The following is a 22,417-nucleotide window of genomic DNA, read 5'->3' as shown; positions in this document are numbered from 1 at the left end:
CATCTCGTGGAAAATAACGAATATTGCAGTCCGAAAAGACATAATAACAAGAAGCATACATTATGAAGAAAGCCCTTATCTCCGGCATTACCGGGCAGGACGGCTCGTTCCTTGCCGAATTCCTCCTGCAGAAAGGATATGAAGTGCACGGTATCCTGCGTCGCTCTTCCTCTTTCAACACCGGCCGCATCGAACACCTCTACTTCGATGAGTGGGTACGCGACATGAAACAGAAACGTACCATTAACCTGCACTATGGAGACATGACAGACTCCAGCTCTCTCATCCGTATCATCCAGAGTGTGCAGCCGGACGAAATATATAACCTTGCCGCCCAAAGCCATGTCAAAGTATCCTTCGACGTGCCCGAATATACCGCCGAAACCGATGCCGTAGGCACCCTGCGCATGCTCGAAGCCGTACGCATTCTCGGTATGGAAAAGAAGACACGCATCTACCAGGCCTCCACTTCCGAGCTCTTCGGAAAAGTGCAGGAAGTGCCGCAAAGCGAAACGACCCCGTTCTATCCCCGCAGCCCCTATGGCGTAGCCAAACAGTATGGCTTTTGGATTACAAAGAACTACCGCGAAAGCTATGGCATGTTTGCTGTAAACGGCATACTCTTCAACCACGAGAGCGAACGCCGAGGTGAAACCTTCGTGACAAGAAAAATCACACTGGCGGCTGCCCGCATCGCCCAAGGCTTCCAGGACAAGCTGTATCTGGGCAATCTGGATGCCCGGCGCGACTGGGGATATGCCAAAGACTACATCGAGTGCATGTGGCTCATCCTGCAGCACGACACCCCCGAAGACTTCGTCATTGCCACCGGAGAAATGCATACCGTACGCGAATTTGCGACACTGGCATTCCGAGAGGTAGGCATCACTCTGTGCTGGGAAGGCCAGGGAGTGGATGAGAAGGGTATCGACACACAGACCGGAAAAGTCCTCGTGGAAGTCGACCCCAAATATTTCCGGCCTGCCGAAGTGGAACAATTGCTGGGCGACCCCACCAAAGCAAAAACACTGCTGGGATGGAATCCGAGGCAGACCAGTTTTGAAGAGTTGGTACGCATCATGGCAGAGCACGACATGAAATTTGTGAAGAAACTGTATTTAAGAAGCAAAGAGCTTTGAATGAACTATTAAACTTTCAGACAACAATGTTAGACAAAAATGCCAAAATATATGTAGCAGGCCACCGGGGACTGGTAGGTTCTGCCATCTGGAAAAATCTTGAGGAGAAAGGATACACCAATCTCATCGGCAAGACCCACACAGAACTCGATCTGCTCGACGGAGTTGCCGTACGCCGCTTCTTCGACGAGGAACAGCCCGAATATGTATTCCTTGCCGCCGCCTTTGTGGGTGGCATCATGGCCAACAGTATCTACCGTGCCGACTTCATCTACAAGAACTTGCAGATACAGCAGAACGTCATCGGCGAAAGCTTCCGCCACGGAGTGAAAAAACTTCTCTTTCTGGGCAGCACCTGCATCTATCCCCGTGATGCCGAACAGCCGATGAAAGAAGACGCACTCCTCACTTCTCCGCTGGAATACACGAACGAGCCCTATGCCATCGCCAAAATAGCCGGACTGAAAATGTGCGAAAGCTTCAATCTTCAATACGGTACGAACTACATTGCCGTAATGCCCACCAACCTTTACGGCCCCAACGACAACTTCGACCTGGAACGCAGTCACGTGCTCCCCGCCATGATACGCAAGATACACCTTGCCCACTGCCTGAAACAAGGCGACTGGGATGCCGTATGCCACGACATGAACCTGCGTCCGGTGGAAGGCATCAACGGCGACAGCAGCAAAGAGGACATTCTGAATATCCTCCGGAAATACGGCATCAGCGAAGAAGAAGTGAGATTATGGGGTACCGGCACCCCCTTGCGCGAATTCCTCTGGAGCGAGGAGATGGCAGATGCCAGCGTCTTCGTCATGGAACACGTCGACTTCAAAGATACCTTCAAGCCGGGCGACAAGGACATCCGCAACTGCCACATCAATATCGGTACGGGCAAGGAAATCACTATCCGCCAGTTGGCAGAGCTGATTGTCAATACCGTAGGTTATCAAGGCCGGCTGACCTTCGACACTTCCAAACCCGACGGAACCATGCGCAAACTGACCGATCCCGGCAAGTTACATGCATTGGGATGGCGTCATAAGATTGATATCGAGGAAGGTGTGCAACGCATGTACCGATGGTACTTGGGAAAGTAATTAGTGACGTCTGATTAGCCATGAATGTCATGCGGCACAAGGTGGGAGCTGTATTGTTTATATTGCTGATACTTTTATCAGGTATCAGCCCCACCGTACATGCCATGATGGCTCCCGTGACCTATTCCGTTCGCGGCAAAGTCATCGACAGACAGTCCAGACAACCCGTGGCCTACGCCAACGTTTTCGTTGCCGGCATCCCCGGGAAAGGGGCTTCCACCGATTCACTCGGCACATTCAAGATAGAGCAGGTGCCTCCGGGCATTTATAGCCTTGAAGCATCCTGCATAGGATACCAGACTGTTTCCACCCCCGAATATATCGTTTCAGCCTCAACCCCGTTCATCGAGATAGAGATGGAAGAGGATGCCAATCTGCTGAACACAGTAGTGGTGATGCCTTCCCCCTTCCGGCGAAGTATCGAAAGCCCGGTCAGCATGCGTATCATCGGCCTGCAGGAAATAGAGAAAAGTCCCGGAGCCAACCGGGATGTCTCGCGCATCGTACGCTCCTATCCCGGTGTTTCTTTCTCTCCCATCGGCTATCGAAACGACTTGATTGTTCGGGGCGGTTCTCCTTCCGAAAACCGCTTTTATATGGATGGCATCGAAATTCCCAACATCAACCACTTTGCCACTCAAGGTGCATCCGGAGGACCGGTAAGCATTGTCAATGCCGACCTGATACGCGAGATTACATTTTATACGGGCGCCTTCCCCGCCAACCGCTCCGGAGCCCTGAGTTCCGTCCTCGACTTCCGCCTCAAGGACGGCAATCCGGACAAGCAGGCGTTCAAAGCCACCATCGGTGCATCGGAAGTCTCGCTCAGCGGAGCAGGACACCTGGGACAACGCACCACTTATCTGTTCTCTGCACGCCAGTCCTACCTGCAACTTTTGTTCAAGGCTTTGGGACTGCCCTTCCTGCCCAATTTCATTGACGGACAATTCAAAACAAAAACCCGTTTCAACGAGCACAGCGAGCTGACCCTGCTTGGTCTCGTAGGCATTGACAAGATGAAACTGAATACCGATGAAAAAGGAGAAGATGCCGAATATCTGCTCAGCTATCTCCCCACCATCCATCAGGAAACATTCACTCTCGGAGCCTCTTACAGACACTACAATGGAAGACACGTGCAATCCCTTATACTGAGCCATAACTACCTGAACAACCGCAATCTGAAATACCGCAACAACGATGACTCTTCCGAAGACAACCTGACCCTGCGCCTACGCTCCACAGAGCAAAAGACCACCCTGCGTTTTGAAAACCAGACGCGCTTGGGAGCATGGACCCTAAAAGAAGGAGCAGAACTGAACAACTCCATCTATACAAACCACAGCCGGCAAAGATTATACGGCAGTCATTCGGGTACGCTTTCCATCTATGAAACCTCACTCAACATCTTCGGCTGGGGGGCTTTCTTCTCTTCCGACTATACCACCGCCGACAAGCGTCTGGCCCTTTCTGCCGGTATCCGTATGGACGGCAACACTTACAACCGAAAGATGCGGCAGCTATGGAAACAGTTCTCCCCACGCCTCTCTGCATCCTACAAACTCTCGGAACAATGGACCCTGAGCGGAAGTACCGGCCTCTACCACCAATTGCCTCCCTACACCGCTTTGGGATATAAAGACAATGAAGGGCAATATCTCAACAAAGACCTGAAGTACATGCAGGTCTTTGAAAGTAGCCTCGGTCTGGACTGGCACCTGCAAGACCGGTTCATGGTTTCTGCAGAAGGTTTCTTCAAGCGTTACAGCCGTATGCCACTTTCCCTCCAAGACAACATTCCGTTGGCATGCAAAGGAAACGATTACGGTGTCACCGGCAACGAAGCACTCGTCCCTACAGCCAGCGGCAGGGCCTACGGACTGGAAACCATGTTCCGCTGGCAGGCATCCGGCAAGTTCAATCTCGTATCCTCCTTCACCTTATACCGCAGCGAATACCGCAACCGTTCAAATGGAGACTTCATTCCATCTGCCTGGGACAACCGTTTCATACTCAACATGAGCGGTACATACAACCTGCCCCGGCGCTGGAGCATAGGAGGCAAGCTAAGCTATATAGGCGGCAGCCCCTACACTCCCTATGATGAAGACAAATCATCACTCGTAGAAGCATGGGATGCCAAAGGACAGCCCTACTACGACTATGCGTACTATAATACCGGGCGGCTTCCCAACTTTGCCCAGTTAGACTTGCGCGTGGACAAGTCCTTCTACTTCCATCACTGCATGATAGGAATCTATCTGGACATACAGAATATCACCGGCAACAAACTGAAGCAGCCGGATGTGATAATGAGTACGGGCATCATCGAAAATCCGTCTGCTCCTGTTGCCGAACAGCGCTATAAAATGAAATACCTCAAGCAGGAAAGCGGCACTATCCTGCCCACTTTAGGTATAACTGTCGAGTTTTAGCAAATAGCCGCCATAAAAACTATTTTCCCTATAAAAGTTTGCTTTCTATATATAAACCCTTATATTTGCACAATTTTCAATCAAATGTGCAATTAATATCATGGAACAAAGTTTTATCGCCTATATAGAGAATAGTATAAAGGAAAATTGGGATTTAGACGCTCTGACCGACTACAAGGGAGCAACCCTACAATATAAGGACGTAGCCCGCAAAATAGAAAAGCTGCATATCATTTTTGAGGCAAGCGGCATCAAGAAAGGTGATAAGATTGCCGTCTGTGGCCGCAACAGTTCCCACTGGGGCGTAACGTTCCTCGCAACATTGACCTACGGTGCGGTAATCGTTCCCATCCTTCACGAGTTCAAGGCAGATAATGTACACAACATCGTGAACCATTCCGAAGCCAAACTGCTTTTCGTAGGCGACCAGGTTTGGGAAAACCTCAACGAAAGTGCCATGCCGCTGCTGGAGGGCATCATGATGATGGCAGACTTCTACATTCTTGTCTCCCGCAGCGAAAAGTTGGACTATGCCCGCGAACATCTCAACGAAATGTTCGGTAAGAAATACCCCAAGAACTTCCGCAAGGAACATGTCAGTTATCACAAGGACCAGCCCGACGAACTGGCTGTCATCAATTATACATCCGGCACCACCAGTTACTCCAAAGGAGTGATGCTGCCCTACCGCAGCCTTTGGTCAAACACCACTTTTGCTTTCGAAGTATTGCCGCTGAAAGCCGGTGACAAGATTGTCTCCATGCTGCCAATGGCGCATATGTACGGACTTGCATTCGAGTTTCTGTATGAATTCGCCGTAGGTTGCCACATATTCTTCCTCACCCGCATGCCCAGCCCCAAAATCATTTTCCAGGCTTTCACCGAAGTGAAGCCTAACCTGATTGTGGCTGTTCCGCTCATTATCGAAAAGATTATAAAGAAGAGCGTACTGCCCAAGCTGGAAACTCCCGCCATGAAACTGTTGCTGAAAGTACCCATCATCAATGACAAGATAAAGGCGACCGTACGCGAACAAATGATTCAAGCCTTTGGCGGAAACTTTGCAGAAATCATTGTAGGAGGAGCTGCCTTCAACCAGGAAGTGGAGCAGTTCTTAAAGATGATAGATTTCCCCTATACGGTAGGCTATGGAATGACGGAATGCGGCCCCATCATCTGTTACGAGGATTGGACCCGCTTCAAACCCGGTTCATGCGGAAAGGCTGCACCGCGTATGGAGGTGAAAATCCTATCATCCGATCCCGAAAACATTCCGGGAGAGATTGTCTGCCGTGGTCCCAATGTCATGCTGGGTTACTACAAGAACGACGAGGCCACCGGAGAGGTACTCGACAAAGACGGCTGGCTGCACACCGGAGACCTTGCCCTGATGGATGCCGAAGGCAACGTAAGCATCAAGGGACGCAGCAAGAACATGCTCCTTGGTCCGAGCGGTCAGAATATCTACCCGGAAGAGATAGAAGACAAACTGAACAATATGCCGTATGTAGCCGAAAGCATCATCGTGCAGCAGAATGAGAAACTAGTAGGTCTGGTTTACCCCGACTTCGATGATGCCTTTGCCCATGGGCTGAACAATGACGACATCGAACGCGTCATGGAGGAAAACCGTGTGGTACTGAATGCAGAACTGCCCGCATACAGCCAGATATTCAAAATGAAAATCTATCCTGAAGAATTTGAAAAAACGCCGAAGAAATCTATCAAGCGCTTCTTGTATCAGGAGGCCAAAGGATAATGTAAAAAAACAATTAAACTACAACCTATCTAACCCTTTCTAAATTATTATCTAAATGAGAAACGAATTATTATTATCCGCCATGCTTCCGATATGCGGAATGGCGGGAGAAGCGTATGGCATGCCGCCTGGGGATGCCGTACCTGCTCCAAAAGAGCAGCCAAACATCATTCTGTTCCTAGTGGATGACATGGGATGGCAAGACACGTCCCTCCCCTTTTGGACACAGCGTACCAAGTACAACGATACGTACCATACTCCCAACATGGAACGGATGGCCGCACAAGGCAAAATGTTTACGCAGGCCTATGCATGCAGCATCAGTTCACCTACGCGTGTCAGCCTTTTTACGGGAATGAATGCTGCCAGGCACCGAGTCACCAGTTGGACCCTCCGTAAGAACACGACCCATGAACAACCCGACTCGGTCATGATTTATCCGGAATGGAACGTTAACGGCATTTGTCAAGAGCCTGGCGTGGAACGGACCACACAAGTCACCTCCCTGGCCGAAGTGCTCAAAGACCATGGCTATCACACCATTCATTGCGGAAAAGCCCACTTCGGTGCTGAAGGCACTCCCGGAGCCGACCCGTTGAAAATGGGGTTTGAAGTGAACATAGCCGGACATGCCGCTGGTTCACCTGCCAGCTACTATGGCAAGGAGAATTTCGGCAACAAAACAGACGGTAAAAGCCCGCTGGCTGCCGTACCCGGTCTGGAGAAATATCATGGAACCGACACTTTCCTAAGTGAAGCCCTTACCATAGAGGCCATGAAGGCACTGGACGATGCACAGCAGACTGACAAGCCATTCTTTCTGTACATGGCACACTATGCCATCCATACCCCTATACAACCTGACATGCGTTTCTACCAGAAGTACCTGGACAAAGGCCTTCCTCCGGTAGAAGCCGCCTATGCCACTCTCATTGAGGGTATGGACAAAAGTCTGGGAGACATCATGGACTATCTGGACAAGAACAACCTGACGGAAAACACTATCCTCATCTTCATGTCCGACAATGGCGGTTTGGCGGCCCATACCCGCGCCGGGCAATTGCATATCCAGAACTATCCGCTCAATAGTGGTAAAGGTTCCGCCTACGAAGGAGGCATACGTGAACCGATGATTGTCCGCTGGCCGGGCATCGTAGCGCCCCAAACCCAATGCGACCATTACCTGATGATAGAGGACTTCTTCCCCACCATCCTTGAGATGGCAGGCGTAGACAACTATACAACCGTACAGCAACGCGACGGTATCAGTTTCATGCCATTGCTCACCGGAAAAGGTAAAATGAAAGACCGTGATATCTACTGGCATTATCCCAATAGCTGGGGTCCTTCCGGCCCGGGCATCGGAGCCACTTGCTCCATCCGTTCGGGCGAGTGGAAGCTGGTGTATTATTTCGGTGACGGTAGACGGGAACTTTTCAACATCCCCGCCGACATCAGTGAAAAACATGATATGGCCCGAGAGAAGCCTGAAGTTGTCAAAGAGTTGTCACGGAAATTAAGTAATTACCTCCGGTCTGTGGATGCGCAGCGCCCTCTGTTGCGTGCCACCCGCCAACCAGCTCCCTGGCCGGACGAAATATAGAAAAAAGTATGAAACGAAACCTTTCCCTCCTCCTTGTGTCCCTGCTTTTTGCAGGGACAGCTCTTGCCCAAGAACATAATCCGGGCAGCGTACAGCCGGATACGATTCAGAAATCCTCCGAGAAATCTTTCCGGAAACAACGCTCTCCACGAACAGACCATGGCCCGGTAGGTATCAATATCTCCTTATGGAAAAACATCTCCACACAGCGGACTGATACCATAGGAAGCACCTGCTTCAATCTGGGTGTGTTCTCATCCATGAACCGTCTGAATGGCCTCGGCATGAATATTCTTGGCAGTATAACCGGCAGGGATGTGAACGGTGTACAGATGGCAGGTCTGTCAAATATGGTGGGGGGAAGCATGCGAGGCATGCAGATAGCAGGAATTACCAACATCAATGGCAACAACCTTATCGGAGTATCCGTTTCGGGACTGGTAGGTATCACCGGAAACCATGCGCAAGGCGTCATCATTTCCGGTCTGGCAAACATCAGTGGGGACTATAATCGTGGCGCCTCCATAGGCGGCCTGTTGAATATCAGCGGAGAAGGTGCTTCCGGCATACACTTTGCCGGACTCGCCAATATTTCCGGTGGAAATTTCAAAGGATTTTCAGGGGCCGGCCTGCTAAGTGTAATCGGTGAAGACTTGAATGGCATGCAGATGTCCGCCCTTACCAACATCACCGCCGGAGATATGACCGGTGTTCAGGTTTCCGGCCTGGGCAATGTGGTGGGTGGTACAGCCCGAGGATTACAAATAGGCGCTGCCAATATGGCCATACGTGCCAAAGGGCTTCAAATAGGTCTATTCAACTACTACAAAGAAAAATTAGATGGTTTCCAGTTGGGATTAGTCAATGCCAATCCCCAAACAAAAGTTCAACTGATGTTTTTCGGTGGTAATGCCACCAAGCTGAATGTAGGTGCCCGTTTCAAGAACCGGCTCTTCTATACCATCCTCGGTGGCGGTACCCATTATCTGGATTTTGGCGATAAGTTTTCCGCTGCCCTCTTCTACCGTGCCGGTCTTGAATTACCGCTCTACAAACAGCTGTTCATCAGCGGAGATCTGGGATACCAACATATAGAAACCTTCAAGAACAAGGACTACGGCATTCCGGCACGTCTCTATGCCCTCCAGGCACGTGTCAATCTGGAATACCACCTGACCGAGCGCTTTGGCATATTCCTCACCGGCGGTTATGGCGGCAGCCGCTACTACACCCAAGGGAAAACCTATGACAAAGGCATCATTGTAGAGGGCGGGGTGACGATACTGAAATTATAAATTATTGTTTCTCCTTAATCAGCCCCGTCCTATACGCCACCAGCAGTTTCATCAAATCCTGAATCTGCGTAACGAGTTCACTTCCTTTATCCGTATCCTTCACCATCATACGCTGCGAATTGAATTCGACAACCAGGGTTGTAGACTTGATGTCTTGTCCTTCTTCAATGGCTTTCTGACGGCTCTGGAACGGCTCATGCTGCACCAACTGCAAGCCGTGGGAATGATATACCAGCGTATATCCCGCAATTCCCGTTTCCGGCTGATAGGCTTTTGAAAAACCACCGTCAATCACCAGCAGCTTACCATCCGCTTTGATGGGTTTCTCACCTTTAATGGTCTTTACCGGTACATGTCCGTTGATGATATGCGAATGTGGCCCCGGCTTCACGCCGAACTCTTCAAGAATGCGGTCACACACCTCAGCCTCGTTGCGCAAAGCATAGTAATGCCCTTTCGTCTCCTTATGCAATGTTTTGTCGGCCACAAAATAGCGTTCAAAGGTAGCCATCTTGTCTTTATCGAAGGAAGGGGCATCCGGTCCGCACCACATGTACCAGACATAATCCAGTGCAAACTGTTTCTCGTCCGAACCGTCCTCGTCAAAGTAAGCGGTACGTATCAGCTGGTCGGTCTTTTTCAGCAACTTACGTCCCCAGTATTCCTTTTGGCCGATGCGGACATGTTTAAAACTGCCGTCCGCATTCAGAGGCACGGAAGCATGATAAAGCAGGTTACTGTTGCACACCAGATACATGCCGCCATACGTAAACAAGCAGCGCATGTGCTTCTTCATCTTCTCGCTGTTCATGAAAGAAGAATGAATCCGGTGCATCAGTCCGCGCTCTTCGTCCGACAGACGATACGGGTCCGCCGGGTCTACGGTGGGGAAATTCACATCGCGCAACGGATATTCCTTGCCTTCGTATACAAACACACCACGCTCGAAATCCACCAGATGCAGCAGTTTCCGGTTCTCCATACCGAACTCAGGACGGCGGCTGATGATTTCCGCCTCCAGTTTCAACTGGATAACCGTAATCGCCTTGTGCATCTGTGTAATCAGCCGCAAGGTCTTCTCATTGTATTCCGCATCGGCAAAGTTCATTTTCGGCGCAAAGATGGTGCAAGGGTCATCCGCATAGGTATCCATGGCAAACGTTGCAAGCGGCAACAGATTGATGCCATAACCATCCTCCAGCGTTGCTAAATTGGCATAGCGCATCGACATACGGATTACGTTGGCTATACAAGCATCATTACCCGATGCGGCACCCATCCACAGAATATCGTGGTTACCCCATTGGATGTCGAAATTATGATAATCACAGAGAGTATCCATGATAATATGCGCACCCGGTCCGCGGTCGTATATATCGCCCACGATATGCAGCGAGTCGATGGTCAAGCGCTGGATAAGGTTGCACATCGCCACAATAAAATCATCCGCACGCTTCGTAGAGATAATGGTACTGATTATGACATTGATATAGGCATGCTTGTTAGGTTCGATGCTCGATTCGTGCAACAGCTCTTGAATGATATACGAGAACTCTGCTGGAAGTGCCTTGCGTACTTTCGAACGGGTATATTTGGACGAAACGTTCTGGCATACTTTTACCAACTGGTTCAGTGTTATCAAATACCAGTCATCCAGGTCCGTTTCCTGCTCCTTGATAAGTTGCAGCTTCTCTTCCGGATAATAAATTAACGTACAGATTTCCTTCTTCTCACTTTCGCGCAGTGTATGCCCGAATATTTCGTTCACCTTACGTTTCACTGCCCCCGATGCATTCTTCAGCACATGCTGAAAAGCCTCATACTCGCCATGAATATCCGTCAGAAAATGCTCTGTACCTTTCGGCAGATTCAGAATGGCCTCCAGATTGATGATTTCTGTACTGGCATCAGCAATGGTAGGAAAACTGCGTGATAATAATTGCAAATAACGCAAGTCATTGACAATACTTTCCGGAGTTATATTTCCCATAGTTATTTAATTGATAGTTGATAATTGACAGTTGATAATATCCCTCATTCTTCATTATCCATTAATGAAGAACATGAGCAGCACTTGGGCTATAATTACCCGTAGAAACATGCACAGCGGATAAACCGTAGCATAAGCTACAGACGGATTGTCTCCCGGAATGGTGTCGTTGGCGTAGTTCAGCGCCATGGGGTTTGCCATGCTTCCGCACAGCATACCCGCCATTGTTCCGAAATCTATCTTCAGCCACTTGAAAGTAACGATACCCATAATCAATACCGGAACCACAGTCAACGCAAAACCCGTAGCAATCCATAACAGCCCTTCCGGCCGGAATACCGTATCGAAGAAATGGGCACCCGCATCCAGTCCCAGGCAAGCCAGGTAAAGAGACAATCCCAATGCACGGAGCATCAGGTTCGCACTGCGCGTAGTATAAGTCACCATGTGCATTCTCGGGCCGAATGTTCCGATAAGAATACCTACGATGATAGGACCTCCTGCCAATCCGAGCCGCACGGGAGCGCTGATGCCGGGAATGGAAATAGGAATTGCCCCCAAAGCCAGACCGATGACAATGCCGATAAATACCGCCACCAAGTTCGGTTCCTTCAGGCTTTTCACAGCATTGCCCAGCACCTTCTCCACATTTTGTATGGCAGCGGCTTCGCCCACTACGGTCAGGCGGTCACCCAATTGCAAGGTCAGTTCCGCCGTGGCCAGCAGCTGCACGCCGCTACGATAGACCCGGCTGATATTGATGCCGTAATGATTACGCAGATGGAGAGAGCCCAGCTTCTTGCCGTTCAGTTCCGGGCGCGTCACCACGATACGTTGCGAAATCAACTGGCTGTCTATGGCATTCCAGTCTATATCTTCCTTGTTCCAGTCGGTATGCTCCTGCTCGCCGAAAAGCACGGTCAGAGCCGGCGTATTTTTCTCCGAGGTAATCACCAGCAGGCGGTCACCTTCCTTTATAATCTTTTCCGAGGTAGGGATACTCACATTCCCATCCCGCCACAAGCGGGAAATCACGAACTTCGGATAACTGTTCAGCCCACCTATTTCCTTGATACTCTTGTTGAAGATGGCAGGATTGTGCACCTGGAACGCAACAATGTAAGGCTTGTTCACGTCATCCTTCTCTTTCAATTCCAGGTCTTCCTTATGTGCCAGCGTCTTACGGATGAACAGTACGGCCAGAATGACCCCTACCACCCCCAGAGGATATGCCACCGCACACCCCAAAGCAGGGGTACTGGACTCCAATCCCATCTGTTTCAATGTCTGCTGTGCCGCACCGAGTGCCGGTGTGTTTGTCGTGGCACCGCAAAGTATGCCCACCATATCCGGCAGGGATACTCCCAATCCATAGCTGCCCAGTACAGTCAGCAGGGTGCCGATGAGCACTACACCCGTGGCGAGCATATTCAGTTGTACCCCTCCTTTACGGAAAGAGCTGAAAAAGCCCGGCCCCACCTGCAAACCCAAAGCATACACAAATATCACCAGCCCGAAGCTTTCCGCATAATTCAGCATCTGAGGGTCTATGGACAACCCGAAATGCCCGGCAATGATGCCGGCAAAGAATACAAACGTCACTCCCAATGAAATGCCGCAAACATGTATCTTCCCCAATCCCAATCCGATAGCGGAAATCAGTGAGAGTACCACAACCGCCTGCAAGGCGGAGTGTTCAACGAATAAACTATATAGCCAGTCCAATGTGCATTCTATTTTACAGTTTCAGGCTGCAAAGATAGTGCAAACCTAATGCAAAAAAAACGAACCCGTCTATTTTTTATGCGGCAGTACTTCTAAAAAAGGGACACGATACAATAAATCCCTGCTGCCAGCAAAGCACTGACGGGGATAGTCAGCACCCAGGCGGTCATCAGACTCTTCGTAACTCCCCAGCGCACGGCTGAAAGCCGCTTCGTGGCCCCTACCCCGATAATGGCTCCCGTAATGGTGTGTGTCGTACTTACCGGAATCTTCAGATACTCCGTCAGATAGAGCGTAAACGCACCGGCAGTTTCCGCAATCACCCCTTCCAGCGGCGTCACCTTCGTAATCTTAGTCCCCATGGTCTTCACAATCTTCCACCCGCCGGACATGGTACCGAGTGAAATGGCCGTAAAACAAGAGAATGCCACCCAGTCCGGCAGGTCATCAATACTGTTTATCCCCATCCCCAGTCCTTCCGAATGTCCGGCTATCATGGCCGCAGCAATGATACCCATTACCTTCTGTGAATCGTTCAGACCATGCCCGATGCTGAACAAAGCCGAAGACACCAGCTGCAGTTTCTTGAACCACACCTCGGCCGTATGGGGATGCGCCCTGCGGCAAATGTACAAGACCAACAACGTAAAACCGAATGCCACCACCATACCAATCAAGGGAGCCAGAAAAATGAATGCCGCAATCTTCAGAATGATACTCAACTGGATAGCCTCAAAACCGTGTGCCATGATGGCAGCTCCGGCAAAACCTCCGATAAGCGTGTGCGAAGAAGAGGAAGGGATTCCCTTCCACCAAGTGAACAGATTCCAGGCAATGGCCGCAATCACGCCGGCCAGAATGATAGGCAAAGTAATGTAAGGCTCCATCACCGTTTTCGATACGGTGTTGGCAATGCCGAAACCGCCGATGACACACTTGGCGATGAAAAAGGCCACAAAATTGAAGAAAGCCGCCCATATCACCGCCTGAAACGGTGTAAGCACTTTGGTAGACACAATGGTGGCAATAGAATTGGCCGCATCATGAAAACCGTTGATATAATCGAATATCAGAGCCAGTACAATGATAATCACTAATAGTTCCATGCGTCCGTCCGTTTATGCGTATTTCACAATCAGGCTCCTCAAAATCTTGCCCACGTGTTCGGCTGCGTCCGTCGTTTTCTCCAGCTCATACATAATCTCCTTGATTTTGATGAGTTCAATGCAGTCCTTCTCTTCTTCAAAAAGCCTGGTGATGAAAAATTCATAAACATCATCCGCCCGGTTTTCTATGTCATGCATCTGGTTGCAATATGCGCGCAGCTTATCCGGACTCTTGCGGAATGCCTCCAGCTCATCCATGGCCTGGCCGATGAGGGCCGCTTCTTGTTGAACCATATGTCCCAGCTCTTTCCCCTTGTCCGAAATAGGATAAGGATTATAGATAGTGATACGCTTGGCACAGCTGTTTATTCCATCAATCACATCATCCATGCCCGAAGCCAGATCGTGGATATCCTCCCGGTCAAAAGGAGTAATGAAAGTAGTGCCCAGTTCATCCAGAATCAGATTGGTCAGTTTATCGCCCTCGCGCTCCAAATCTTTGATTCGTTTATAATCTTCCGCCCTCTTCTCAGGCGAGTCATGGCCCAATATTTCTATCAACAGAGCCGACGAGGACAATAAAATCTCAGACAATTGCTTCAGCAAAGGAAAGAATTTCGGTTCTTTCGGTGTGAACCGGCTAAAAAAAGAATTCTTCATAATGGATAAATGTACTAAGTATATTAATTTATTTTTGTTTTCGTTGTTTCAGTCTTGCACGCAGCACTTCTACCACGGCCGGCAGTATGGAAACCACAATAATGGCCACAATCAGCAGTTTGAGGTTCTCTTGTACAAACGGAAGGTCGCCGAAGAAATAACCCGCATAACAGAAAATGGCAATCCAGCAGGCGCCTCCAATCAGGTTGTACAGCATGAAGTAATAGTAATGCATCTTACCCATCCCCGCCACGAATGGCGCAAACGTACGGACGATAGGCACAAAACGGGCTATGATAATTGTCTTGCCTCCATATTTCTTATAGAACTCATGGGTCTTGTCGAGATGGCTTTGCTTGAATATTCTGGAATCGGGATTATTGAAGAGCCTTCGCCCGAAGAAATGCCCTATCATGTAGTTGCAAGAGTCTCCCAATACCGCGGCAACAAACAATATCAAAGCCAGCACATTGACCTCGAGAGGCATGTCGGGCAGTGCAGCAATAGCTCCCGCCACAAAAAGCAGGGAATCGCCCGGCAGGAAAGGTGTGACCACCAGCCCCGTTTCGCAGAAAATAATCAGAAACAATATGGCATACGCCCACATATGATATTCCTGCACTATATCAATCATATACTGATCGATATGGAGAATAAAATCTAATAGAAAATCCATTATATATTGATTATCAGTACTTAAAAAATAGAGAAAAACTCGGCATGGGGAGACGGGCAATCTCTCCGGCTCCCGAAAGAGAGGAGGGGAAAGTACTAAATAAGAATACGCCTCAGCGTATATACATAATATCTATATGAAATCTTATGGGGATGGAAAGTAAAGGGGAAAGAAGTTGTCTTTTCTTCCGGGAGCAGAGTTTTCAGGGTTCTCGCAACCTTGGCGGCAATGAAGTCCGGATTAAGCCTCAACAATTTCGAGCAAGAGGCATGCCGTAATGAGAAGGTATTTCCTATGCAACCGGCATCTGCCAGGCAATTATAATTCGCGTCCTCCCCTTTTTCCTGGCATTGTCTGCCATCTGCCCCCGACAAGCTGTGCTGGGCTCCGGAGAAATAATGCACATCCGCAGTAGGGAGTGTCTTACATCCCTCCATATCATCAGAAACGGAAGTGAACTTCGATATGAGGAACAACCCTAACAAGATATAGAATATACATTTCGCCATAGCGGGTGCAAATATAGAAACTATTTTCGGATTACAACAGAAAAATGAAAAACAAAAAGCGGTTAACCGTTTCATCAGTCAACCGCTTTCTTGTTTTTGTAGTGGGTACGAGAATCGAACTCGTATACCATGCGTGAGAGGCATGTATCCTAACCGTTAGATGAACCCACCCTCGCATTTGTCTTGTACACCCTCAGGGATTCGAACCCTGGACCCACTGATTAAGAGTCAGTTGCTCTACCAACTGAGCTAAGAGTGCATCTGGCGGAAGCTGGGGGATTCGAACCCCCGGTACGGTTACCCGTACGTCAGTTTAGCAAACTGGTGGTTTCAGCCACTCACCCAAACTTCCTTTTTTATAACCAGCATTCTTTTCAAATGCGGTGCAAATGTAGGGCAAACTTTTGGACTGTGCAAATCTTTCCTACATATTTTTTTCACCGTTTTCATACAATTTGAGATAACACGTTAACACTCAAACCCTAAAACAAGAAAAAAAATTTGATACATATCAAACCGTCCTTTTCAACCTTTCCTTATCTTTGCGCGATTTTTAAAGTATAGTGCACATACACGGACAATGATACAACAAGAAAGCCTGAAAAAGCGGCTTGCCAAGCTGGCTGCCCCCATCTTTATAGAGACACTTCTCATCATGATGCTCGGTGCGGTGGACACCATCATGCTGAGCCGCCACTCGGACAACAGTGTTGCCGCCGTAGGGGTAGTCAACCAGATTATCATGCTCACTTTCCTCGTTTTCGAAGTCATCAACCTCGGAACGTCCGTTCTGTGTTCCCAGTATCTCGGTGCGAAACTGCATAAAAAAGTGGTGCAAGTGGTCGGCGTATCCATCCTCATCAACCTGGTGGTCGGTGTCACGGTCAGCCTGGTACTGTTTTTCTGTGCCCGTCCCATCCTCCAACTGATGGGGCTCACCGCCGAATTGATGCAGGACGGCATGGACTATATGCGTATCGTAGGCGCTTTTGCCTTCTTCCAGGCATTATCCCTCACTCTCTCCGCCTCCCTGCGCAGTGCCAACAAAGCCATCTACCCGATGATGGTCACCGTTGTGGTCAATATCCTCAATATCATCGGCAACTACTCCCTCATCTTCGGCCGTTTCGGCTTTCCGGAACTGGGTGTGGAAGGCGCTGCCATCTCCACAGCCTTCAGCCGGGGTGTCTCCATGATTATACTGTTCGTCATACTGTTCCGCAAGCACATCCACCGTTTCCCAGTGGCATACTTCCGCCCTTTCCCATGGATAGAACTAAAGAATCTGATGAAGGTAGGCCTACCCTCCGCCGGCGAACAATTGTCGTACAGCTCGTCGCAGGTCGTCATCACTTACTTCATCAACATGTTGGGAGTGGAAGCGCTCGCCACCCGTACCTATTGTGTCAACATCATCATGTTCGCTTATCTGTTCAGCATCTCCATGGCACAAGGCGGCGCCATCTGTATCGGGCATCTGATAGGCGAGAAGAAACCTCACGCAGCCTTCCTTATGGGAAAATACGTCATGAAGAAATCCGTCATGATTACCGTCATGCTGTCCTGCATCCTCGCCCTTTCGGGGCATGCCATCTTTGGCTGGCTCACGTCCAACCCCGACATCATACGTATGGGTGCCACCATCCTTATCATAGATGTACTCCTCGAAATAGGCCGCCCCATCAACATCTTCGCCACCAACGCCCTTCGTGCGGCAGGAGATGTCAACTACCCCTTCTACGTAGGGTTGGTGGTGCAGTGGAGTGTAGCTGTAGGTGTGGGATACCTTTTCGGCTTCCCCTTCGGCTGGGGTATCTGCGGCATGTGGGTAGCCTTCCTGTTGGACGAGAATATCCGCGGCTTCATTTTCGTCCGCCGCTGGTATGGCATGAAATGGGTAAACAAAAGTTTCATACGGAGCTGATTTTTTCTCGTAAAAACCTTATCTTTGCCCCTCGAACAAACAAATTATGGCTTTATGGATGCACTATTGAAAGAAACCGTAGATGCCGCTATCAACTCCCGCTATCCAGGCATGGCTCCCGAGGGAAGAAGGTTGATAGAGGAAATCCTCATTCGCAAGGAAGTAGAAAAGGGCGCATTATTACTCAATGAAGGGCAGATAAGCCATAATATCGTATTTGTAGGAAAAGGCATGTTGCGCCAATTCTATTATAAAAACGGTAAAGACGTCACCGAACACTTTTCCTATGAAGGCTGCATCATCATCTGCATAGAAAGTACCTTGAAGCAGGAACCCACCCACCTCATGATTGAGGCACTCGAACCGAGTGTCGTATACCTGCTGCCATACAACAAGCTGCTGACACTTACCGAAATCTCATGGGAAATAAACATGTTCTATCGGAAGATTCTGGAATATTCCCTGATTGTTTCACAGATAAAGGCTGACTCCTGGCGGTTTGAGACTGCACGCGAGCGCTATAACCAGCTCATGGAACATCAGCCCGAAGTCATCAAGCGGGCTCCTTTGTCGCACATTGCGTCCTATCTGCTGATGACCCCCGAAACACTGAGTCGGGTACGTTCGGGCATACTGTAACCCTCCTCCTGTCTGCCCGGAGAATACATATCTGAATTTATATAGAAATTTTACCATTTCTCCCCTAAGCGTGCATTGATTGCCATACAATCATTTCATGCTCAAGGTTGTTTTATATGTATTTAAAATATTAAAATTCAGATTATGAATACTATACATAATTTTTCCGCTTCCCTGATACAGCGGACAAAACAAGCCGGACGATACAGTACATCCGGTATATATACCAGTACAGTGAACAGCTTTTTCCGCTTCATCGGCCACCGTTCCATCACTTTTGCAGATCTCACCCCCAGCCTCATCAAGCAATACGAAGACCGGCTGCTCGGCGAAGGGCGGCGCCATAATACCATATCCACCTATATGCGTATGCTCCGTTCCATCTCTCACCAAGCTGCCGAACAAGGCATTCCATTCACACACAGTATAGACGATTTGTTCGCCTATGTATTCACTGGCTATGAGCCTACCGCCAAACGGGCCATCTCTCCTTTACTAATCCGGCGCTTGGTAAATCTTGATTTGGAGAAGAAACCCGCCTTGCGTTTCAGCCGCGACATGTTTCTGTTAAGTTTTTACTTACGAGGCATTCCGTTCGTAGACCTTGTACATCTCCGCAAAACGGATGTCAAGCACAATACCATTTATTATTACCGCCATAAGACCCGTCAGCAATTGTCCGTACATATAGAGTCGTATGCCGCACAGATTATAAATAGGTATAAAAACGAAGCCGCCTCTTCCCCCTATTTGCTACCGATATTATCACTAACCGGGGAAGATGGTTACAGACAATACAAAAGTGCTTTACGGCTCTACAACCAACATTTACACACACTTTCGAAGATGTTACGGTTAAGCATTCCATTAACATCTTATGTAGCCCGCCATAGCTGGGCCACCACTGCCAAAGACGAAGGAGTGGCCATTTCTGTGATTAGTGAAAGCTTAGGACATACTTCTGAAAAGGTAACTCACGTTTACCTTGCTTCTTTTGACAACAATGCGATGAGTAAAGCAAATAAAAAAGTGATTGCAACAATCCATCCAAACAAAAAGAAAAAACCCTAAAAACTAGAATTTGTAAAAGTATTCCTATTTGTATAGGAGTACTTTTATTATCCAATTTTATTCTCTTACTTACAAGGTAAGAGAATATGTTTTGTGGCTGCAAAGATATGAAAAAGATTACTACAATCGCAAAAAAATAGATTTATTTTTTAATTCATATTTATCTCATATATAGATATAAGACACATTGCAGCCACTTGTATTTCAGTCTTATATATTTACATAAAAGCCCCCATTTTGAATTCAAAAATTAAATTTAATTATGAGATAAAATATCGTTTTACATTTTAATTACATATATAGTCTTTTAATGTAAAATACCTTTTAATGGCTGGTTTATAAGATTATTCTCCAAATAAAATACCACCTCTTACCTTGTAAGTAAGAGAGTATTGGTATCCATTACCTTGTAAGTAAGAGAATTATTAAACAAACAAGAATGAACAGTTTTTTCTCTTTCAATACCATTGAGAAAGAAAAAAGCTATTGAATTAGTGTGAATTATGAAACAAGTTCTCCATTTCAATAAAGTGATTAAGTTCGTCATTATCTTTGGTGACTTATGCTTACTGAACATCATTTTCATCTCGCTATATCACATTTTTGACTACCAAACACTGGGCAATGAATTTACACATTCATTGTCCCAGCTATTGGTATTATTGAATCTAGTCTATCTACTTTGCAATTACTCCAATGGCGTCGTACTGCATGAACGTATTGTACGTCCGGAACGCATTGTACGTCGGGCTCTCCGTAATACAACTTTTCACGCCACGCTGTTCATCAGCTTGGCTACTTTAGCAGATATAGGTACCAGTTCACTCCGTTTTTTTACATGCTTTTATAGTATTTTCTTTATCTGCCTCGCTATATATCGCCTTCTTTTCCGGTATTTACTGAAAAAATATCGAGAACATGGAGGTAACTCACGTACCGTCATTTTAATCGGCAGTAACAAAAACATGACAGAACTCTATCAAGAAATGACCGGAGATCCCACCACGGGCTTCCGCATTACCGGCTATTTCTGTGATGTACCTTCTGATGATTTTCCCGAAGATGTCCCCTATTTAGGGCAGCCTAAAGAAGTTGTCACTTATTTACAGCAACACCATATAGAACAAGTCTATTGCTGCTTGCCTTCTGCACGTAGCCATGAAATACTTCCAATCATCAATTATTGCGAAAATCACTTGATTCGTTTCTATAGTGTACCTAATATTCGCAATTACCTGCATCGTCGCATGCACTTCGAGATGTTTGGCAATATCCCCGTACTCACTATCCGCGAGGAACCTTTGGCACAAATGGAAAATCGCCTACTGAAAAGAGCCTTCGACCTCTTTTTCTCCCTCGTTTTTCTGTGTACAGTATTCCCCTTCGTCTACATCATCATAGGTACCGCTATCAAGCTATCCTCCCCCGGTCCTATCTTCTTCAAACAAAAACGAAGCGGAGAGAATGGAAATGAATTCTGGTGTTACAAATTCCGTTCGATGCGTGTCAACATAGACAGTGACGAACTACAAGCCACCGCCAATGACCCGCGCAAAACAAAAATCGGAGATTTCATCCGTAAAGCCAGCATTGACGAACTTCCCCAATTTTTCAATGTGTTACTGGGGCAAATGTCCGTTGTAGGGCCACGCCCCCATATGCTGAAACACACTGAAGAATATTCACGCCTTATCGACAAATATATGGTCAGACATCTGGTAAAGCCCGGCATCACCGGTTGGGCCCAAGTCACCGGCTACCGTGGTGAGACCAAAGAACTCTGGCAAATGGAAGGACGTGTACAGCGCGATGTATGGTATCTGGAACACTGGACTTTTCTATTGGATTTATACATTATATACAAGACAATCAGAAACGCCATTCAAGGCGAGAAAGAAGCGTATTGAGAATTAAAATTGAAAATCAAAAATTAAAAGGAGCAGTAATGAAAAACAAGAAAAGTATAGCCATCTTGATGGCGGCAATTACATTGGCAAGCTGCCAATCTTACAAAAAAGTACCTTATCTACAAAGTTACAAATCACTTACAGATAAGAGTTATAAGGAAATCGTCATCAATGAAGTCAACCAGCAGGATACCCTCTACGATGCGCATATCCAACCTAAAGACTTGCTGAATATCACCATAAACACCACTGATCCGCAAGCTGCCGCACCGTTCAACCTGACCATGCAGACCTATAATAATATAGCACAATCCAATGCCAGCACTACATCGCAACCAGCTCTGCAACAATATCTCGTAGACAATGCAGGTGAGATAGACTTCCCCGTGATAGGCAGACTGAAAGTAGGGGGCTTAACTAAAAATGCAGCCGAGAACCTTATCCGTGAACAGCTTCGTCCTTATCTCAAAGAAATACCTATTGTCACTGTACGTATGTCCAACTACAAAATTTCTGTCCTCGGTGAAGTGAACAGTCCCGGAACTTTCACTATCAATAATGAGAAAGTGAATATTTTCGAGGCGCTTGCCATGGCAGGCGACATGACCATTTACGGTATACGAAACAACGTCAAGCTCATCCGCGAAAACTGTAACGGCCAGCGAAATGTCATCAGCCTAAACTTGAACGAGCAGAATATTCTTCATTCTCCCTACTACTACATGCAGCAGAATGATATCCTTTATATAGCTCCAAATAAAACCAAGGCAAAGAGTGCAAGCGTCAGTAACAGTACCACTATCTGGGTTTCTGTGATTACTTCCCTTGTTTCACTCGCAAGTCTGATTGTCAACATTGTAAGATAATTTTAATCCT

Annotated in this window: 17 protein-coding genes and 3 tRNA genes; 11 read left to right on the top strand and 9 right to left on the bottom strand. The window is 47.9% G+C overall.

Annotated features, from left to right (window positions below):
- The first annotated feature begins 62 nt into the window (after positions 1-62).
- The 6 genes from gmd (at position 63) to DW096_RS18185 (ending at position 9,334) form a co-directional block, all read left to right on the top strand.
- Entirely contained in the window at positions 63-1,139 is a 1,077-nt protein-coding gene (gene gmd / locus DW096_RS18210; protein WP_005836261.1) for a GDP-mannose 4,6-dehydratase, read from the top strand.
- 26 nt (positions 1,140-1,165) lie between these two features.
- Positions 1,166-2,242 (top strand): GDP-L-fucose synthase, encoded by a 1,077-nt coding sequence (locus tag DW096_RS18205; protein WP_120028836.1) that lies wholly within the window; start codon positions 1,166-1,168, stop codon positions 2,240-2,242.
- Positions 2,243-2,262: 20 nt separating this feature from the next.
- The gene (locus DW096_RS18200; protein WP_118930910.1) at positions 2,263-4,677 is read left to right on the top strand and encodes a TonB-dependent receptor; all 2,415 of its coding nucleotides are present in this window, start codon (positions 2,263-2,265) and stop codon (positions 4,675-4,677) included.
- A gap of 100 nt (positions 4,678-4,777) precedes the next feature.
- Positions 4,778-6,436, top strand: a complete 1,659-nt coding sequence (locus DW096_RS18195; protein ID WP_118930911.1) for a long-chain fatty acid--CoA ligase — start codon at positions 4,778-4,780, stop codon at positions 6,434-6,436.
- Positions 6,437-6,491: 55 nt separating this feature from the next.
- Complete coding sequence (locus tag DW096_RS18190) at positions 6,492-8,039, top strand: sulfatase (protein ID WP_118930912.1); 1,548 nt, start codon at positions 6,492-6,494, stop codon at positions 8,037-8,039.
- Between the two features lie 8 nt (positions 8,040-8,047).
- A complete protein-coding gene (locus DW096_RS18185; protein WP_118930913.1) occupies positions 8,048-9,334 on the top strand; it encodes an LA_2272 family surface repeat-containing protein in 1,287 nt (428 codons plus the stop codon).
- Position 9,335: 1 nt separating this feature from the next.
- On the opposite strand, the gene DW096_RS18180 is transcribed toward DW096_RS18185, so the two are convergent.
- From DW096_RS18180 to DW096_RS18140, 9 genes are all read right to left on the bottom strand, one after another.
- Positions 9,336-11,324, bottom strand: coding sequence for a fructose-1,6-bisphosphatase (locus tag DW096_RS18180; protein ID WP_120028835.1), 1,989 nt, complete (start codon positions 11,322-11,324; stop codon positions 9,336-9,338).
- A gap of 54 nt (positions 11,325-11,378) precedes the next feature.
- Positions 11,379-13,049 carry a putative transporter gene (locus DW096_RS18175; protein WP_005828042.1) on the bottom strand — a complete coding sequence of 557 codons (1,671 nt, stop codon included), beginning with the start codon at positions 13,047-13,049 and terminating at the stop codon, positions 11,379-11,381.
- 92 nt (positions 13,050-13,141) lie between these two features.
- Positions 13,142-14,155 (bottom strand): inorganic phosphate transporter, encoded by a 1,014-nt coding sequence (locus tag DW096_RS18170; protein ID WP_005828041.1) that lies wholly within the window; start codon positions 14,153-14,155, stop codon positions 13,142-13,144.
- A 12-nt stretch (positions 14,156-14,167) separates the two neighbouring features.
- On the bottom strand, positions 14,168-14,815 hold the full coding sequence (locus DW096_RS18165; RefSeq protein ID WP_118930914.1) for a DUF47 domain-containing protein: 648 nt from the start codon (positions 14,813-14,815) through the stop codon (positions 14,168-14,170).
- A 28-nt stretch (positions 14,816-14,843) separates the two neighbouring features.
- Positions 14,844-15,491 carry a DedA family protein gene (locus tag DW096_RS18160; RefSeq protein WP_016273484.1) on the bottom strand — a complete coding sequence of 216 codons (648 nt, stop codon included), beginning with the start codon at positions 15,489-15,491 and terminating at the stop codon, positions 14,844-14,846.
- A 95-nt stretch (positions 15,492-15,586) separates the two neighbouring features.
- The gene (locus tag DW096_RS18155) at positions 15,587-16,000 is read right to left on the bottom strand and encodes a hypothetical protein (RefSeq protein ID WP_005828038.1); all 414 of its coding nucleotides are present in this window, start codon (positions 15,998-16,000) and stop codon (positions 15,587-15,589) included.
- Positions 16,001-16,099: 99 nt separating this feature from the next.
- Positions 16,100-16,171, bottom strand: a tRNA-Glu gene (locus DW096_RS18150).
- A gap of 15 nt (positions 16,172-16,186) precedes the next feature.
- A tRNA-Lys gene (locus tag DW096_RS18145) sits at positions 16,187-16,259 on the bottom strand.
- Positions 16,260-16,262: 3 nt separating this feature from the next.
- Positions 16,263-16,352 (bottom strand) — tRNA-Ser (locus tag DW096_RS18140).
- Between the two features lie 228 nt (positions 16,353-16,580).
- Between DW096_RS18140 and DW096_RS18135 the strand changes: the two genes are divergently transcribed.
- The 5 genes from DW096_RS18135 to DW096_RS18115 all read left to right on the top strand — a co-directional run bounded on the left by DW096_RS18135 (position 16,581) and on the right by DW096_RS18115 (position 22,407).
- Positions 16,581-17,924: an MATE family efflux transporter gene (locus tag DW096_RS18135; RefSeq protein WP_118930915.1), complete on the top strand. Its 1,344-nt coding sequence runs from the start codon at positions 16,581-16,583 to the stop codon at positions 17,922-17,924.
- A gap of 54 nt (positions 17,925-17,978) precedes the next feature.
- On the top strand, positions 17,979-18,563 hold the full coding sequence (locus DW096_RS18130) for a Crp/Fnr family transcriptional regulator (protein ID WP_005828036.1): 585 nt from the start codon (positions 17,979-17,981) through the stop codon (positions 18,561-18,563).
- Between the two features lie 144 nt (positions 18,564-18,707).
- Positions 18,708-19,634: a site-specific integrase gene (locus DW096_RS18125; RefSeq protein ID WP_008663082.1), complete on the top strand. Its 927-nt coding sequence runs from the start codon at positions 18,708-18,710 to the stop codon at positions 19,632-19,634.
- A gap of 503 nt (positions 19,635-20,137) precedes the next feature.
- A complete protein-coding gene (locus DW096_RS18120) occupies positions 20,138-21,541 on the top strand; it encodes an undecaprenyl-phosphate glucose phosphotransferase (protein ID WP_057253254.1) in 1,404 nt (467 codons plus the stop codon).
- A gap of 38 nt (positions 21,542-21,579) precedes the next feature.
- Positions 21,580-22,407, top strand: a complete 828-nt coding sequence (locus DW096_RS18115) for a polysaccharide biosynthesis/export family protein (protein WP_118930917.1) — start codon at positions 21,580-21,582, stop codon at positions 22,405-22,407.
- The last annotated feature ends 10 nt before the right edge of the window (positions 22,408-22,417 follow it).

It is taken from the genome of Bacteroides sp. AM07-18 (genome assembly GCF_003602695.1).
In the GTDB taxonomy this organism is placed as follows: Bacteria; Bacteroidota; Bacteroidia; order Bacteroidales; family Bacteroidaceae; genus Bacteroides; species Bacteroides uniformis.
The sequence above is the reverse complement of the archived record's forward strand: the minus strand, read 5'-3'. Positions and strand labels throughout refer to the sequence as shown.